At 66.3% G+C, this 13,869-nt stretch carries 12 protein-coding genes; 3 read left to right on the top strand and 9 right to left on the bottom strand.

Annotated elements, in window-relative coordinates; genetic code table 11:
• Positions 1 to 76 precede the first annotated feature (76 nt).
• Positions 77 to 658: a TetR/AcrR family transcriptional regulator gene (locus ACQY6T_RS11600; RefSeq protein WP_428630942.1), complete on the top strand. Its 582-nt coding sequence runs from the start codon at positions 77 to 79 to the stop codon at positions 656 to 658.
• Here the strand turns inward: ACQY6T_RS11600 and ACQY6T_RS11595 are convergent.
• The 8 genes from ACQY6T_RS11595 to ACQY6T_RS11560 form a co-directional block, all read right to left on the bottom strand.
• Complete coding sequence (locus tag ACQY6T_RS11595; RefSeq protein WP_428630941.1) at positions 655 to 1,152, bottom strand: hypothetical protein; 498 nt, start codon at positions 1,150 to 1,152, stop codon at positions 655 to 657. The genes ACQY6T_RS11600 and ACQY6T_RS11595 overlap by 4 nt on opposite strands.
• Before the next feature lie 109 nt (positions 1,153 to 1,261).
• Entirely contained in the window at positions 1,262 to 2,437 is a 1,176-nt protein-coding gene (locus ACQY6T_RS11590) for a GGDEF domain-containing protein (protein WP_428630940.1), read from the bottom strand.
• 98 nt (positions 2,438 to 2,535) lie between these two features.
• Positions 2,536 to 3,552 carry a LacI family DNA-binding transcriptional regulator gene (locus ACQY6T_RS11585; protein WP_428630939.1) on the bottom strand — a complete coding sequence of 339 codons (1,017 nt, stop codon included), beginning with the start codon at positions 3,550 to 3,552 and terminating at the stop codon, positions 2,536 to 2,538.
• A gap of 88 nt (positions 3,553 to 3,640) precedes the next feature.
• On the bottom strand, positions 3,641 to 4,630 hold the full coding sequence (locus tag ACQY6T_RS11580; RefSeq protein ID WP_428630938.1) for a DUF2891 domain-containing protein: 990 nt from the start codon (positions 4,628 to 4,630) through the stop codon (positions 3,641 to 3,643).
• Between the two features lie 107 nt (positions 4,631 to 4,737).
• Positions 4,738 to 5,676 (bottom strand): DUF979 domain-containing protein, encoded by a 939-nt coding sequence (locus tag ACQY6T_RS11575; RefSeq protein WP_428630937.1) that lies wholly within the window; start codon positions 5,674 to 5,676, stop codon positions 4,738 to 4,740.
• On the bottom strand, positions 5,673 to 6,347 hold the full coding sequence (locus tag ACQY6T_RS11570; RefSeq protein ID WP_428630936.1) for a DUF969 domain-containing protein: 675 nt from the start codon (positions 6,345 to 6,347) through the stop codon (positions 5,673 to 5,675). The genes ACQY6T_RS11575 and ACQY6T_RS11570 overlap by 4 nt, the downstream gene beginning before the upstream one ends.
• A gap of 112 nt (positions 6,348 to 6,459) precedes the next feature.
• Entirely contained in the window at positions 6,460 to 10,179 is a 3,720-nt protein-coding gene (locus tag ACQY6T_RS11565) for a hydantoinase B/oxoprolinase family protein (RefSeq protein WP_428630935.1), read from the bottom strand.
• Positions 10,163 to 11,782: a CHASE domain-containing protein gene (locus ACQY6T_RS11560; RefSeq protein ID WP_428630934.1), complete on the bottom strand. Its 1,620-nt coding sequence runs from the start codon at positions 11,780 to 11,782 to the stop codon at positions 10,163 to 10,165. Before ACQY6T_RS11560 ends, ACQY6T_RS11565 begins: the two co-directional genes overlap by 17 nt.
• A gap of 168 nt (positions 11,783 to 11,950) precedes the next feature.
• On the opposite strand from ACQY6T_RS11560, the gene ACQY6T_RS11555 reads away from it, so the two are divergent.
• Together ACQY6T_RS11555 and ACQY6T_RS11550 are read left to right on the top strand one after the other, a co-directional pair.
• Entirely contained in the window at positions 11,951 to 12,601 is a 651-nt protein-coding gene (locus tag ACQY6T_RS11555; RefSeq protein WP_428630933.1) for a glutathione S-transferase family protein, read from the top strand.
• Positions 12,602 to 12,611: 10 nt separating this feature from the next.
• Entirely contained in the window at positions 12,612 to 12,836 is a 225-nt protein-coding gene (locus ACQY6T_RS11550; RefSeq protein ID WP_428630932.1) for a hypothetical protein, read from the top strand.
• Here the strand turns inward: ACQY6T_RS11550 and ACQY6T_RS11545 are convergent.
• Positions 12,792 to 13,763 carry a magnesium and cobalt transport protein CorA gene (locus tag ACQY6T_RS11545; protein ID WP_428630931.1) on the bottom strand — a complete coding sequence of 324 codons (972 nt, stop codon included), beginning with the start codon at positions 13,761 to 13,763 and terminating at the stop codon, positions 12,792 to 12,794. The genes ACQY6T_RS11550 and ACQY6T_RS11545 overlap by 45 nt on opposite strands.
• Positions 13,764 to 13,869 lie beyond the last annotated feature (106 nt).

Here is a 13,869-nt window from a genome sequence, read left to right as displayed (position 1 = left end):
TGCGCTGATGCTGGCGCATCCCGCCATCGCCATCATCCGGCTTGCATCGCGCGATTGACGCTATCAATGATGCCATATGAAACGAGGCCAACATCATGGCGCGCTACGCCAGCTACTGATCGTCACAGCGCTGGATCTGCTCGACGGCGATGGCGTCGAGGCGGTGACGATCCGCGCCGTGGCGCGCGCGTCGGGGGTATCGCATGCCGCCCCGGCCAATCATTTTGCCGACCGGCGGGCATTGCTGACCGCGCTGGCCATTCAATGTTTCGGCGATCTGCTCGGCGCCGCCGCAGCGGCGCGGGGTGCGGCATCGGCGGCACCCGCAGCGCGCATCATTGCCTTTGCCAATGCCTATGTTGCATATGCGCTGGCGCACCCGAACCGGTATCGGATGATGTGGCGGATGGATATGCTCGATCCGCACGACGGCACCCTCGCCGCGGTGGTCGACGGGTTGTACGCGAGCGTCGAAGAGGATGTGCTGGCGCTACCCGATCGCAAAGGCGACGATGCGACGACGCTGCTCATCGCGCTGAGCAGCGTCGTCCATGGTTATGTCGCGATGCGGATCGACGGCAATTTCGTCGCCGCGGTCGATGCGGCGAGCGGCAAGCCGCGGCATCAGGCGATTATCGAGCGGCTGATCCGCGGCTAGGCCGACGCGGCGCTTACCCCGCGGCGATTTCGGCGGGCGGATAATCCTCGGCCGCGGACGGGCAAGTTCCTTGTTTCATCACCGACGGCTCGCCGGGTGACGAACCACGACGACGACTGGAAATCCTGACCATATCCGACCCCATCATAGATGCAGACCTCGGGCTTTGATCCATCGGGCGCGATCACCACCGCCCAGTTGTAGCGGTCTTCGGCGCGCCATTCGCCGCCCCAGATCAGGATCCGCCCGCCCGCGACGCGGACGATCGGCAGGCCCAGGCTGTTTTCGGCAAAGGCGATCGTGGCGCGCTGTTTCGCATCGGGTACAGCGGCGACGAGCGCGGCCTTGACCGCGGGATGGTCGAGGAAGCGGTGGCCGTTCACCGCGTCGAACGGATATTTGCCGACATAGATGTTGAGGTCAGTCGCGGCGGCATCCTTGGCATGGACCTGCGGACCCATTGCCACCGTCATCATCATTGTCGCCAAAATCATTGTCCGCACGGTCGGCGTCCTTTCCTTATCGTTGAAATCGCGCTCAAAATATCGATCCTGCCCCGTTACTGCAGTGGCCGTGATCACAGCCGCGATCAAGGGTGTTGCGTCAGTTCGCCACCAGGCGGACTGATTTGGGGGTGAAGGCGCGGACGCGGTCGCGGCCGGTCCGTTTGGCTTCGTAGAGCGCTTGGTCGGCCTCGTGCATCAGCGCTGACAACCCGGTGCCGGGGGCGCCGATGGTGAGCCCAAGGCTGGCAGTGGGGACGAGCGCCGCCGGGATGCGGTCGCCGCATGCGGCATGCAGCCCGGTCCGAATCGCTTCGCCAAGCCGCCTTGCCGCATCGATCCCCGCGCCGGGGACAAGCAGCGCAAACTCTTCGCCGCCGATCCGGCCCGCGACCATTTCGGCGGGACCGATGGCGCGGACATGCGCTCCGAACGCCGCGATGATCGCGTCGCCGACGGCATGGCCATAGCTGTCGTTGACGCGTTTGAAATGATCGAGGTCGGCGATGACCAGCGCGACGGGCCGGTCATCGTCGAGGCAGCGGCGCAGCGCCGATCCGGCCTTTGCCTCGAACCCGCGGCGGTTAAGCAGCCCCGACAGATTGTCGTCGTCGACCTGGCGGCGCAGTTCGCTGATCTGGTCGATGGCGATGGCCACCATCAGGCTGATCGCGGCGAGGATCGACACCATCGCCTGCGTGAATTGTACCGTGGTCCAATACACCGACTGCTGGAAGCCATCATAATTGTCGAAACCGCCGCCAAGCGACAACAGGACGATCGGCCGGACGATCAGGTTGAGCGCAGACAGCGCCGCAACCCAGAACAATACGCGGTCGATCACATAGCGTTTCTTGAGCGGCCATAGCGCGCGGACAACCATTGCGGCGATGATGCCGGCGCCGATGCTGATCGACAATATGCGGCCGCCGATGCTTGGCTGACCGAGCAGGAACCACAGGAAAAAGGCCATCGAAATCGTGCTCGTCACCGCCATCGCGCGCCAAGGCACGGGCAAGCCATAACGCTGGATAATCGCCGCCGCGAATAGGGCGCCGGTGGCTAGAAAACCGATATTGGCGGGGATGCGATGCAGCTCATAGGGCAGCGCCGGGCCGACATCGAGGATCAGGAAGGCGATCGCCGAGGCGGTATAGGCGCCCACGGCATAGGCGACATAGCGGTCGCGGCGGTTCAGCCACAGCAGGAAAAAGGCGACCGCAAACAACAGGCCGATGCCCGGATTGAGCAACTGGATAAAAAACTGACCCGACAAAATGCTCGCCTCTCTGCCCCCGAAGGTAGCAGCGCTGTGGATAACGAATTCTTACTTTTCTGTGCGTTAGGTCACAATAGCCTAAACAGCACGACCCGTCAGGCGGTTCCGCGCACCACCAGATGCACCGGGATGCGCGTGCCGCTGCGGGTGCGTTCGTCATCCTCGAGCGCCATCGCGACGAGTGCTTCTCCGGCGGCGTCGAGATCGGGTTCGAGTGTCGTCAGCGCGGGGTCGGCCATGGTCCCGGCGCGGATGCCGTCGAAGCCGATCAGCGCGACGTCCTGCGGTACGCGGCGACCGGCGTCCTTGAGTCCTTGCAGCACACCGAGCGCGAGCATGTCGCTGGCGGCGAAGATCGCATCGGTGTCGGGGTGATCGGCGAGCAGTGCGTGCACGGCGGCAACCCCCTGCGCGTGGCGGTCGGCGGCGGCGGGGGGCTCGGCGATAATCGTGGTCAGGCCGTGCGCGGCCAGCGTCGCGGTGAAGCCGTCGCGGCGTTCGTCGAACTGGCGCTGCGGCGATTGCTGCGGGCCGACAAAGGCGATGCGGCGGCGGCCGGTCTGGACGAAATGCGCTGCGGCGAGCTGGCCGCCCTCGTCATTTTCGCTGCGCATCCAGTGGAACGGGCTGCCCGGACTGCCCCAGCACACGAAGTCGAGCCCCGACGCTTGCGCCGCGGCGAAATAGTCCCATGCGGCGCGGTTGCTGGTGGTGCCGATGACGATCATCGCGTCGGCGAGGCCGCTGGCGACGAAATCGGCGCGGAAATTGGCTTCGCTCTCCTGAAACGAGACGAGCAGGTTGAACCCGCGCGCCGAGGTCGCGGCGGCGATGCTGCCGAGCAGGGCAAAGTAAAAGGGATTGATCGCGCTGCGGTCTTCGCCGGGGCGGCAGATGGTAACGAGCGCGATCGTCTCGCTGCTTTTCAGGCGAAGCGACGAGGCGTGGCGGTCGACGACATAGCCAAGCTCACGCGCGGCGGCCGAGACGCGGGCGCGGGTTTCGGCGTTGACCCCGGGGCTACCCCGGAGCGCGCGCGAGACGGTCGATTGCGACACGCCCGCACGCTCGGCGACGTCGAACGATGTCGGGCGCAGCATTTTTGCGGTCACCTAAGCTTCTCCCCTCTGCCGCGTCTGTCGCCGCGAGGGCTGGGCTTGTCAATCGGCGAGGCCGCCCGCTTCTTTCCCGAACGACGGCCTAAAGGCCGTCGAGCGCGAGCAGCGCGAAGCTGGCGAGCCAATGCTCGCCCATATAGTCGCCGGTGACGTGCGGCAGGGCGGCGGCGAGGTGGCGCTGGGCGGCAGCTTCGGCGACGGGCGTGACGGGGTGGGCGGGGCCAAGCGTGGCGGCGATGGCGCGCCAGTTCCACGCGCGGCTGAGGTTGAGCCCGTCGAGATGCGCGATCTTGCCGTCGCTGCGGTCGGACACGGTGGCGGGGGTGAAGAGGGTGGCGGGCTGTTCCTGTGCTGCGCGGGGCAGGAAGGCGCCGAACCAGGCGGGGAAATCTGCGCCGAGGACGGCGGTCATGAGATGCGCTTCGCTGAGCGCCGAGGAGAGGAATTCGTCACCGCCGGGCTCCCACGCCTGACAGTCGCGATCTTTGCCGAACCAGTCGCGGGCGCGGGTGTCGATGAGGGTCACGAGCGCGGGGTCGCGGGTTTCGGCCCAGTGCCGCGCCAAGAGCAGCGCGAAGCTGATGTTGAAATGCGTGCCGACGCGCAGCGGGTAGGTGAGCTTGGGCAGGAAGGCGTGGAAGCGTGCGGCGAAGGCGGCGGCGAGCGGTTCGAGCGCGGCCGCCCATGGCGCGTCGTGTTGCTCGGCCTCGGCGTGGAGCGCGAGCAGCCAGGCCCAGCCGTAGGGGCGCTCGAAGGCGGCGGCATAAGGACGATCGAGGAAGGCCAGCTCGCCCGCGACCTTGTCGGGTACGAGCATGGCGTCGGCGCGGCCGCGGATGTCGGCGGCGACTGGTAAGTCGGGGAAACGGCGCGCGAGGCGGAGAATCTGCCACCAACCGTGGACGCAGCTGTGCCAGTCGAAGCTGCCGTGAAAGATCGGATGATGCTCGCGCGGCGGTTTGGCGTCCTCGGGGCCGTTGAGGACGAGATCCATCTTGTAGGGATATTCGCGGCCGAGGTGCGACAGGGTGGCGGTCGCGAAGCGGGCGGCGTGGTCGGGGGTCAATTCCATGCAACCTCTCTAACCGTTCGTGTCGAGCGAAGTCGAGACACCCATCGGTTGCGCGTACCTTAACGGTATCTCGACTTCGCTCGACATGAACGGAATTTGGTTGAGCGTTAAAAGGCGAAAAGCCAGATGAAGACGATGTTTACCGCGAGCAACGGCACCGCGGTGCCGATCTGCGCCTTGATCACGCCATAGGGGTTCTTGAGTTCGAGCAGCGCGGCGGGCACCAGATTGAAGTTCGCCGCCATCGGGGTCATCAGCGTGCCGCAGAAACCCGCGAGCATGCCGATCGCCGCGACGACCGCGGGGTCGCCGCCATATTGCTTGATCAGCAGCGGCATGCCGACCGCGGCGAGCATCACCGGGAAGGCGGCGAAGGCGTTGCCGGTCAATATCGTGAAAAACGCCATGCCGAACCCGAAAGCGGCGACGGCTGCGAATATATTGCCCGCGGGAATAACGCTGTTGATGAGCTGACCTATGACTTCGCCAACTCCCGCGAGTGCGAAAATCGCGCCGAGACAGGCGAGCATCTGGGGCAGGATCGCCGCCCACCCCACCGTGTCGAGCAGGCGACGGCCCTGTTGCGCGGGAAGCAACAGCGTCGGCTTGAGGTGCAGTATGCCTATAGAAAGCGCGACCAGGATACCGATGGCGAGCGCGATCAAGGTCGCCTGCTTGGGGTCGGCAATTCCGGGAACCCATTTGAAAAAGAATGTGCCGAGGATCGCGACCGCAGGAATGATCAGCGCGACGAGGAGCAGGAAGGGGCCGTGTTTCGCGGCGCGCTCGGCTTGCACCTCGGCGGGAACCTCGCCGCCGGGGGCGCGGCCGATCTGGCCGGTGCCCGCGATGGCGACGAGCGCGAGGACTAGCAGGCCGTTGCCGAAGTCGCCGAGATAGTCGCCCGCAAGCATCGACAGCGCGAGCAGGCCCCAGAAGGCGGCGTTGCCGAAGCGTTTGGGATTGCTGCGGTCCATCGCGCCGAGCACTGCGAACAGCGCGAAGGTGAGGCCAGCGAGGACATAGACGAAGCCGAGGGTGATCATGCCGCGGCCTCGACCTTTGCCGCCATGCGCCGGTCGAGACGACGGAGGCGGAAGCCGTGGATCAGGAAGGCGGCGAGCGCGGTCGGGATGGCCCACAGCGAGAAGTGCAGCGGCTCGATCTGATAACCATAGCCGTCGAGGACGCCCTTCATCAGCAGGATCGAGCCGATGGCGAGGAAGATGTCTTCGCCGAAAAAGAGGCCGATGTTGTCGGTGGCGGCGGCGAAGGCCTTGACCTCTTCGCGCTGGTCGTCGGTGAGGGCGTCATTCTTTGCCTCGGCGGCGGCTTCGGCCATCGGGGCGACGAGCGGGCGGACGGTCTGGGCGTGACCCGCGACCGAGGTCAGGCCGACCGCCGACATCGCTTGGCGGAGGAGGAGATAGCCGGTGAGCAGGCGCCCGAGCGTTGCGCCTTTCATCCGGCCGATGATGCTGCGGGCGTGCTGTTGCAGGCCATAGGCTTCGAGAAGGCCGATGACGGGCAGGACGATCCAGATGATCGAGACATAGCGGGTGTCGTTGAACGCCTTGCCGAACGCCGCAATGATTGCGGTGACGTCGAGCCCGGCGGCAATCCCGGTCGCGAGCGCCGAGGCCATGATCACGAGCAGCGGATTGAAGCGGAGCATGAAGCCCGCGATGATGATGGCGATGCCGATCAGGACGAGCATCGACTATCTCCCATCGTCATTCCCGCGAAAGCGGGAACCCAGTTGCACCGGTTGTTCGCTGGGTTCCCGCTTTCGCGGGAATGACGATGGTTTGGGTGATGCCGATCTCAAATCATTCCCCTTCCGCTTTTCCATAACCACCACCGCCGGGGGTTTCGATCACGAACACATCGCCTGCGGCCAGATCGGCGCTACCCGTCGCGCCGAGCATTTCCATGGAACCGTCCCCGCGCTCGACCCAGTTGCGGCCCGGTGCGGCGTCTTCGCCGCCTGCCAGCCCGCGCGGCGGAATCGCGCGGCGGTTCGCGAGGATGTTCGCCGCCATTGGTTCGCGGAAACGGATGCGGCGGGTCGCACCGTCGCCGCCGGTCCATTCGCCTGCGCCGCCCGAGCCCTTGCGGATCGAAAATTCCTCGACGATCACCGGGAAGCGCGTTTCCATCAATTCGGGATCGGTCATGCGGCTGTTGGTCATATGGGTCTGGATGACGCTGGTGCCGTCAAAGCCCGGCCCGGCGCCCGAACCGCCGGCGATCGTTTCATAATATTGGACCGCGTCGTTGCCGAAGGTGAAATTGTTCATCGTACCTTGCGCCGGGGCCATCGCACCAAAGGCAGCGAACAGCGCGTCGGTGATGACCTGGCTGGTTTCGACATTGCCCGCGACGACCGCGGCGGGATAGGTCGGCGACAGCATCGAATTGTCGGGGACGATCAGGGTGACCGGGGCCAGGCAGCCCTCGTTCATCGGGATTGGGTCGTCGAGCATCGTGCGCAGGACATAGAGGACGGCGGCGCGCACGACGGGCAGCGGCGCGTTGAAATTGTCGGGCAGGGTGGCAGACGAGCCGGTGAAGTCGATGGTGACGTGGCGCGCCTCGCGGTCGACTTTGACCGCGACGACCACCTCGGCGCCATTGTCCATCGCGTAACGAAAGGCGCCGTCGTCGAGGCGGGCGATAAGCTGGCGGACGGCCGCCTCGGCCTGGCGCTGGCCGTGCGCCATATAGGCGGCGACGGTTCTGGTGCCGTGCGCTTCGGAGAGTTCGGCGAGCGCGCTGGCGCCGCGCTGACAGGCGGCGACCTGCGCCTTCAAATCGGCGACATTGAGCGCGGGGTTGCGGGCGGGGAAGGGACCATCGGCCAGATGCGCGGCGACCGCGGCGTCGCGGAAATTCCGGTCATCGACGAGCAGGAAATTGTCGAAAATAATGCCTTCGTCTTCGATGCTGCGGCTGTTCGGCGGCATCGAGCCGGGCGCGATGCCGCCGAGATCGGCGTGGTGGCCGCGCGCGGCGACGAAGAAGGCCGGGGGGTCGGCGTCCCCATCTTTGGCAACGAACACCGGCATGATGACGGTGATGTCGGGCAGGTGGGTGCCGCCGTCATAGGGGGCGTTGAGCGCATAGGCGTCGCCCGGGAGGAGGCCGCGGCCGTCGCGCGGGTTTCCGTCGGGACCGGGTCCGCGCTGGCGCAATATGGTGCGGACGCTTTCGCCCATCGAGCCGAGGTGGACGGGCATGTGCGGCGCGTTGGCGACGAGGCGGCCGGTGCCGTCGAAGAGCGCGCAGGAGAAGTCGAGCCGCTCGCGGATGTTGATCGACGAGGCGCTGTGCTGAAGCGCGCCGCCCATCTCCTCGGCGATCGCCATGAACAGGCTGTTGAAAATTTCGAGGCGGATCGGGTCGGGGGTGTCTGAATTGCCCTCCCCTTCAGGGGGGGGCAGCGAGACTTGGTCCGGCGAAGCCGGACTTAGTCGCAGCGGGTGGGGGGCAGCGGCCTTGTGCAAGGTTTCTCGCCCCCACCCCAACCCCTCCCCTGAAGGGGAGGGGCTTTTTGCGATCCGCAACGTTCCTTCCTGCTCGACCGTCGCCGACCATCCTGGCTCGACAACCGTCGTCGCGAGCGTATCGACGATGATCGCGGGGCCGGGGATGTGGCGTCCGGGCGCGAGGTCAGCGCGTTGATGGAGCGGGACGTTGTGCGCTGCGCCCGCCAGCCAGGCGGTGATGACTTCTGGTTCGGTTTCCGCGCCGGAGGCCGAAGGCGGCAGCGCCGCCGGCGCGTCGCCTGCCTCGGTCAGTTCGACGCGGATCCGGTCGACGACGAGATTGCTGTGCGGGGCGTAGCCAAAGCGCTGGCGGAAGGCGGCGGCAAAGGCTCGCGCGACCTCCGCCGGTGGACCGATCGGGAGTTCGATCGCATTGTCGCTGTCGGCAAGACGAACGAAGAGCAGGGTTTCGCGGGTGGTTTCGGCGTGACCGGCGAGGTCGGTGCGGGCCTGGGCGCTGAGTTCGGTTTCGATTTCGGCGAGCATCGCGGCGCAATCGGCGCCGAGTTTGAGGCCGAGGGTGCGCTCGCGGATCGCCGACGGCTTGGCGAGGCCCATGCCATAGGCGGAGAGCGCACCAGCCAGCGGGTGGAGCAGGATTTCGTCGACCCCGAGCGCGTCGGCGACCAGGCAGACATGCTGGCCCGCCGCGCCGCCGAAGCCGACGAGACTGTAGCCCTGTGTCACGTCATGCCCGCGCGCGATGGTGATGCGCTTGATCGCATTGGCCATTTGCTGAACCGCGATCGCGAGCAGTCCTTCGGCGAGGGCTTCGGGGGTGATGGTGCCGACTTCGCTGGCCATCGCGGCGAACTTGCGCTGGGCGACTTCGCGGTCGAGCGGCTGATCGCCGTTCGGGCCAAAGAGTTTGGGGAAATGATCGGGCTGGATTTTTCCGAGCAGGACGTTGCAGTCGGTGACGGTTAGCGGCCCGCCGCGGCCATAGGCGGCCGGGCCGGGGTTGGCGCCGGCGCTTTGGGGGCCGACGAGCAGGCGCGTGCCATCCCAGCGGCAGATCGAACCTCCCCCGGCAGCCACGGTATGGATGCGCAGCATCGGGGCGCGGATGCGCGTTCCCGCGACGATCGTTTCATTATCGCGCTCGAGACGGCCGGCATAATGGCTGACGTCGGTCGAGGTGCCGCCCATGTCGAAGCCGATCAGGCGCGTCTTGCCGAGCGGCGCGGCGCTGCCGACCATGCCGACGATGCCGCCCGCGGGGCCGGAGAGGATCGCGTCGCGGCCGTGGAACGCTACGGCGGCGGCGAGGCCGCCCGAGCTTTTCATGAACTGGGGTTCGATATCGTTTCCCAGCTGGGCGCAGAACTGATCGACATAGTGACGCAGGACCGGCGAGAGATAGGCGTCGGCGAGCGTGGTGTCGCCGCGGCCGATCAGCCTGATCAGCGCGCTGACATCGTGGCTGGTCGAGATTTGCGAAAAGCCGACCTCGGCGGCGATTTCCGCGAGGCGCCGTTCGTGCGCCGGGTAGCGGTAGCCGTGCATGAGGACGATCGCGACGCTGGTCAGGCCGCCGGCGTGCGCGACTTTCAACGATGCCCGGGCCGCGTCCTCATCGAGCGGTGTCAGCACCGCGCCGTCGGGGCCGACGCGTTCGACGATCTCGGCGACGGCGGCGTGCGGCGGCGGGATGCGGACGAGTTTGCGGGCGAAGAGGTCGGGGCGATCCTGATAGCCGATCGTCAGCGCGTCGCCGAAGCCCTGCGTGACCGCGAGCAGGGTTGGCTCGCCTTTGCGTTCGAGCAGCGCGTTGGTGGCGACGGTCGACCCCATGCGGATGTCGAGCGGCGGCAGCGGCCCGTCGCCCACGCCCGTCAGGTCGCGGATCGCATTGACGGCGGCGTCGCCGGGACGCGCGGGATCTTCGGAGAGATATTTGGCGGTGACGACCGTCCCATCGGGCGCCTGCGCCACGACATCGGTAAAAGTGCCGCCGCGGTCGATCCAGATCTGCCAGCGACCGTCAGTTTGCGACGTCACGGTCCGGCCAGCGGATGGTGATGGAGAGGCGATGGTCGGCGGCACTGCGATTCCAACTGCCCTTCAATTGCCGCTCGATCAAGGTGCGGATGAACTGGGTGCCAAAGCTTTCGCTGTCGATCTGCGGGGGTTCGGGCAGATCGCTTTCAACCCAGCTGAGCTCGATGTCGCCCTCGTCGCGGCGCCAGCCGACGGCAAGGTCGCCGCGTCCCGCGAGCGCGCCATATTTGATGCTGTTGGTGACGAATTCGTGGATTGCGAGCGACAGCGCCTGCGCGCCGTCGTCGTCGAGCCGCACATCGGGGCCGGTGACGGCGCTCAGCTGGTCGGGTGAGCGGCCGGCGAGTTCGAGCTCGCGGCGGACGATCTGGCCGAGTTCGACGGTGTCGACGGCGCCGGTGACCAGCATCTGTTTGGCGTCGGACAGCGCGCGCATGCGGCCGTCGAATTTGGTCTCGAAATCATCGAGGCTGGTCGATTCGCGCAGCGTGATCCGCGCCAGCGCGCCGATGCGGGCGAAGGCGTTTTTCATCCGGTGCGCCATCTCGCCGATCATCAGTTCGCGATCCTCGGCATGGCGGGCCTTTTCCGCGGCGAGAACCTGAAAGGCGATGATGCGCCGACGCTGGACGCGGTGCAGCTGGGTCGCCAGCAGCGCCAGCGCAATGCCGAAGATCAGGATGGCGAGTGGCCGCCCCAGCCGTTCGGCGATACGGCCATAGGAAATGCGCATCGTCCACTGCCGGTCGGCGACGCGCAGCGTCTGTTCCTGCGCGTCCCAGCCCATTACACCCTTGCGGAAGACGAGCGGCGCCGACGGCCCCTCGCCGGCGTAAATTTCGATGCCGTCGATGCTGTTCAACTGCGAACCGAGCACCGCCGGCATCATGTCGCCGATGCGGAACGGCGCATAGACGAACCCCTCGACCGGGCGCACCCCGGCGGCCGTTGCCACCGCCCCGTTATCGGCGCCCGCCGGTCCGCGGACATAGACGGGTATATAGATCAGAAAACCCGGCTGTTTGACCTTCGCGGCGCGTTCCTGCGCGAGTTGGACGATGCCGCTCGCGGCGGGCTGGCCGGTCTTCCAGGCGCGGCGCATTGCCTCGCGCCGCGTCGGTTCGCTGTACATGTCGAACCCCAGCGCGACGTTGCGGCGCGGCGTATAGGGCTCGACGAGGACTACGGGAAAGCCGATCGGCTGGTCGGTCGTCGGCCACACCTTGATGTCGCGGCCGTAATTCTCGCGCAGCTTTGCTTCCACCGCGGCGGGGGTGCCCGCGCGCATCGCGGCGGCGATGCCGACCCCCTCCATGCCCGGCGCCTGGATTTGCGGGCGCAGCGCGCCGAGATAGGCGCGGATGCCGGGGCCGCTGGTGGCGCTGTCGGATTGATAGAGCGCCCGTACCCCTTCGAGCACCGCGACATGATCGCGCAGCCGCATGTTCACCTGCGTCGCCACGCGCGCGGCGCGATCGGATTCTTCCGAGCGATTATAGAGGAAGCTGGCGGATGCGGCGGCGAGGGTCGCAAGGAGAATGACCAGCCCGACAAACCGGACCAGCAGCGCCAACAGCCGATCTGCCCACGAATTAGGGCGCATTCTTTTTCCTGTCTGCTGGCTGCCGCAGCAGCGCCCCCTCGCATTCCGGATGTTCCATGGCGCGCGACCGATAGCAAGAATATTTCGCGGGGAGCGGCGCGGCGGCGAATGGGTTGCGGACCGCAACCTTTGGCCTATGCTGAGCGGATCAGGATTGGGAGAGACGCGATGATAATCTATGGCTCGCTGGTGTCGCCTTTTGTGCGCAAATTGCTGGGGTATCTGGGCGAGAAAGGGATTGAATTCGAGTTGCAGGGGGTCGGTATCGGCGATCCCGATCCGGGGTTTCGCGCCGCGTCGCCGCTGGGCAAGATGCCGGCGATGGAGGATGACGGCTTCACCCTCGCCGATTCGAGCGCGATCATCCATTATCTGGAGGCGAAGCATCCCGAACCGGCGCTGATCCCCGCCGACGCGCAGGAGCGCGGCCAGGTCATCTGGTGGGACGAGTTTGGCGACACGGTGTTCGCGGCGTGCAGCGGCAAGATGTTCTTTAACCGGATCGTCGCGCCGAAATTCCTGGGACGCGAGGGCGATCTGGCGGCGGCCGCACTGGCCGAGGCTGAGGAACTGCCCAAGCTGCTCGCCTATCTCGAAAGCGCGATTCCGCCCTCGGGTTTTCTCGTCGGCGACCGGTTGACCCTTGCCGATCTGGCGGTCGCTTCGCCGCTGATGAATTTGCGGCATTGCGGATCGAGCATCGACGCCGCGACGCACCCCAAGATCGCGGCATGGAGCGAGGCGATCCTGTCGCGGCCAAGCATGGCGCCCTGGATCGCAAAGGAACAACGGATGATGGCCAAGGTGCTGGCGGGCTGAACGGCGCGCCATGGCGGCGCGCACCCGGCACAGCGTCTGTATCCGCAAGATGCGCTATGCGTCGGCGGCGGCGGCGCTGGACGCGGCCCGGATCGCCGATCTGGTGCTGCGGCCGTATCGCTGCGACCGCTGCCGGCACTATCATCTGACGAGTCGCACCAAGGGCAAGTGGGTGCCTGGGGTCAGAACCCTAGAGCCAGCCGATGCTCTTGAAGCGCCAGAAGACGAGGCCTGAGCCACCGAAGATCAGCGCCAGCGCAAAAGGGTAGCCGAACGCCCAGTCGAGTTCGGGCATGAATTCGAAATTCATCCCGTAAATGCCCGCGATTGCGGTCGGAACGGCGAGGATCGCGGCCCAAGCGGCGAGCTGGCGGGTGATGACCCCCTGGCGCTGCTGTTCGAGCATGCCGTTGGTTTCGATCACCGACGCGGCGACATCGCGGAGGCCGGCAAGGCGGAATTCGGCGCGTTGGACATGATCCCAGATGTCGCGGAAGAACGGGCGCACCGCGTCGTCGATGCACGGCAAATCGGCTTCGCCGGCGAGGCGACCGGCGACATCCTTCATCAATCCGGTAAGCCGCTGAAAGCGGATGACCTCGTGGCGCTGGGAATAAAGTTGGCGGATTTCGGCGGCGTCGAGCGGGGTGTCCATCACGCTGTCCTCGACCATCAGCATCCGGTCCTCGATCGCGTCGATCAGCGGGAAATAGCCGTCGACGATGAAATCGAGGATTGCATAGAGGACGTAATCGGGGCCGTGCGCCAGCTTGACCGGCAGCGTTTCGAGCCGCGCCCGGACGTCGGTGTGCGCCCGCGCCGAGCCGTGACGAACGGTGACGATGAAATGGCGCCCGACAAAAATCGCGGTCTCGCCCGACTGGATCGTGCCGCCCTCCAGATTGCCGGTGCTGGCGATGATGAACAGCTGATCGCCGTACACCTCGACCTTCGGCAGCTGTTTCGGCTTTGACGCATCTTCGACCGCAAGCGGGTGGAGGCCGAAGCGTTTGGCGATGCCTTCGAGCTCGCCGGGGGTCGGCTCATAGAGTCCGAGCCAGAAGAAATCGCCGTCGTCGCAATCGACGGGAAGTTCCTCGTCGGGACCGATGTCGCGGACGAGCTTGCCGTCGTGATAAACGCGGGCGGCCATGATCGGCATTGGCGGTAAACTCCCTTGGACTGACGCCCCTATAACGGGCGCAGCGTTCGAGAGGGAAGAGTTCCTTGCACGAGTCAGGTTGGTCCGGAAACTTGCTTGCCGTGCC

Source organism: Sphingopyxis sp., from assembly GCF_965279725.1.
In the GTDB taxonomy this organism is placed as follows: domain Bacteria; phylum Pseudomonadota; class Alphaproteobacteria; order Sphingomonadales; family Sphingomonadaceae; genus Sphingopyxis.
Note: the sequence above shows the minus strand (reverse complement) of the source record. Positions and strands in the feature narration are given on the sequence as shown.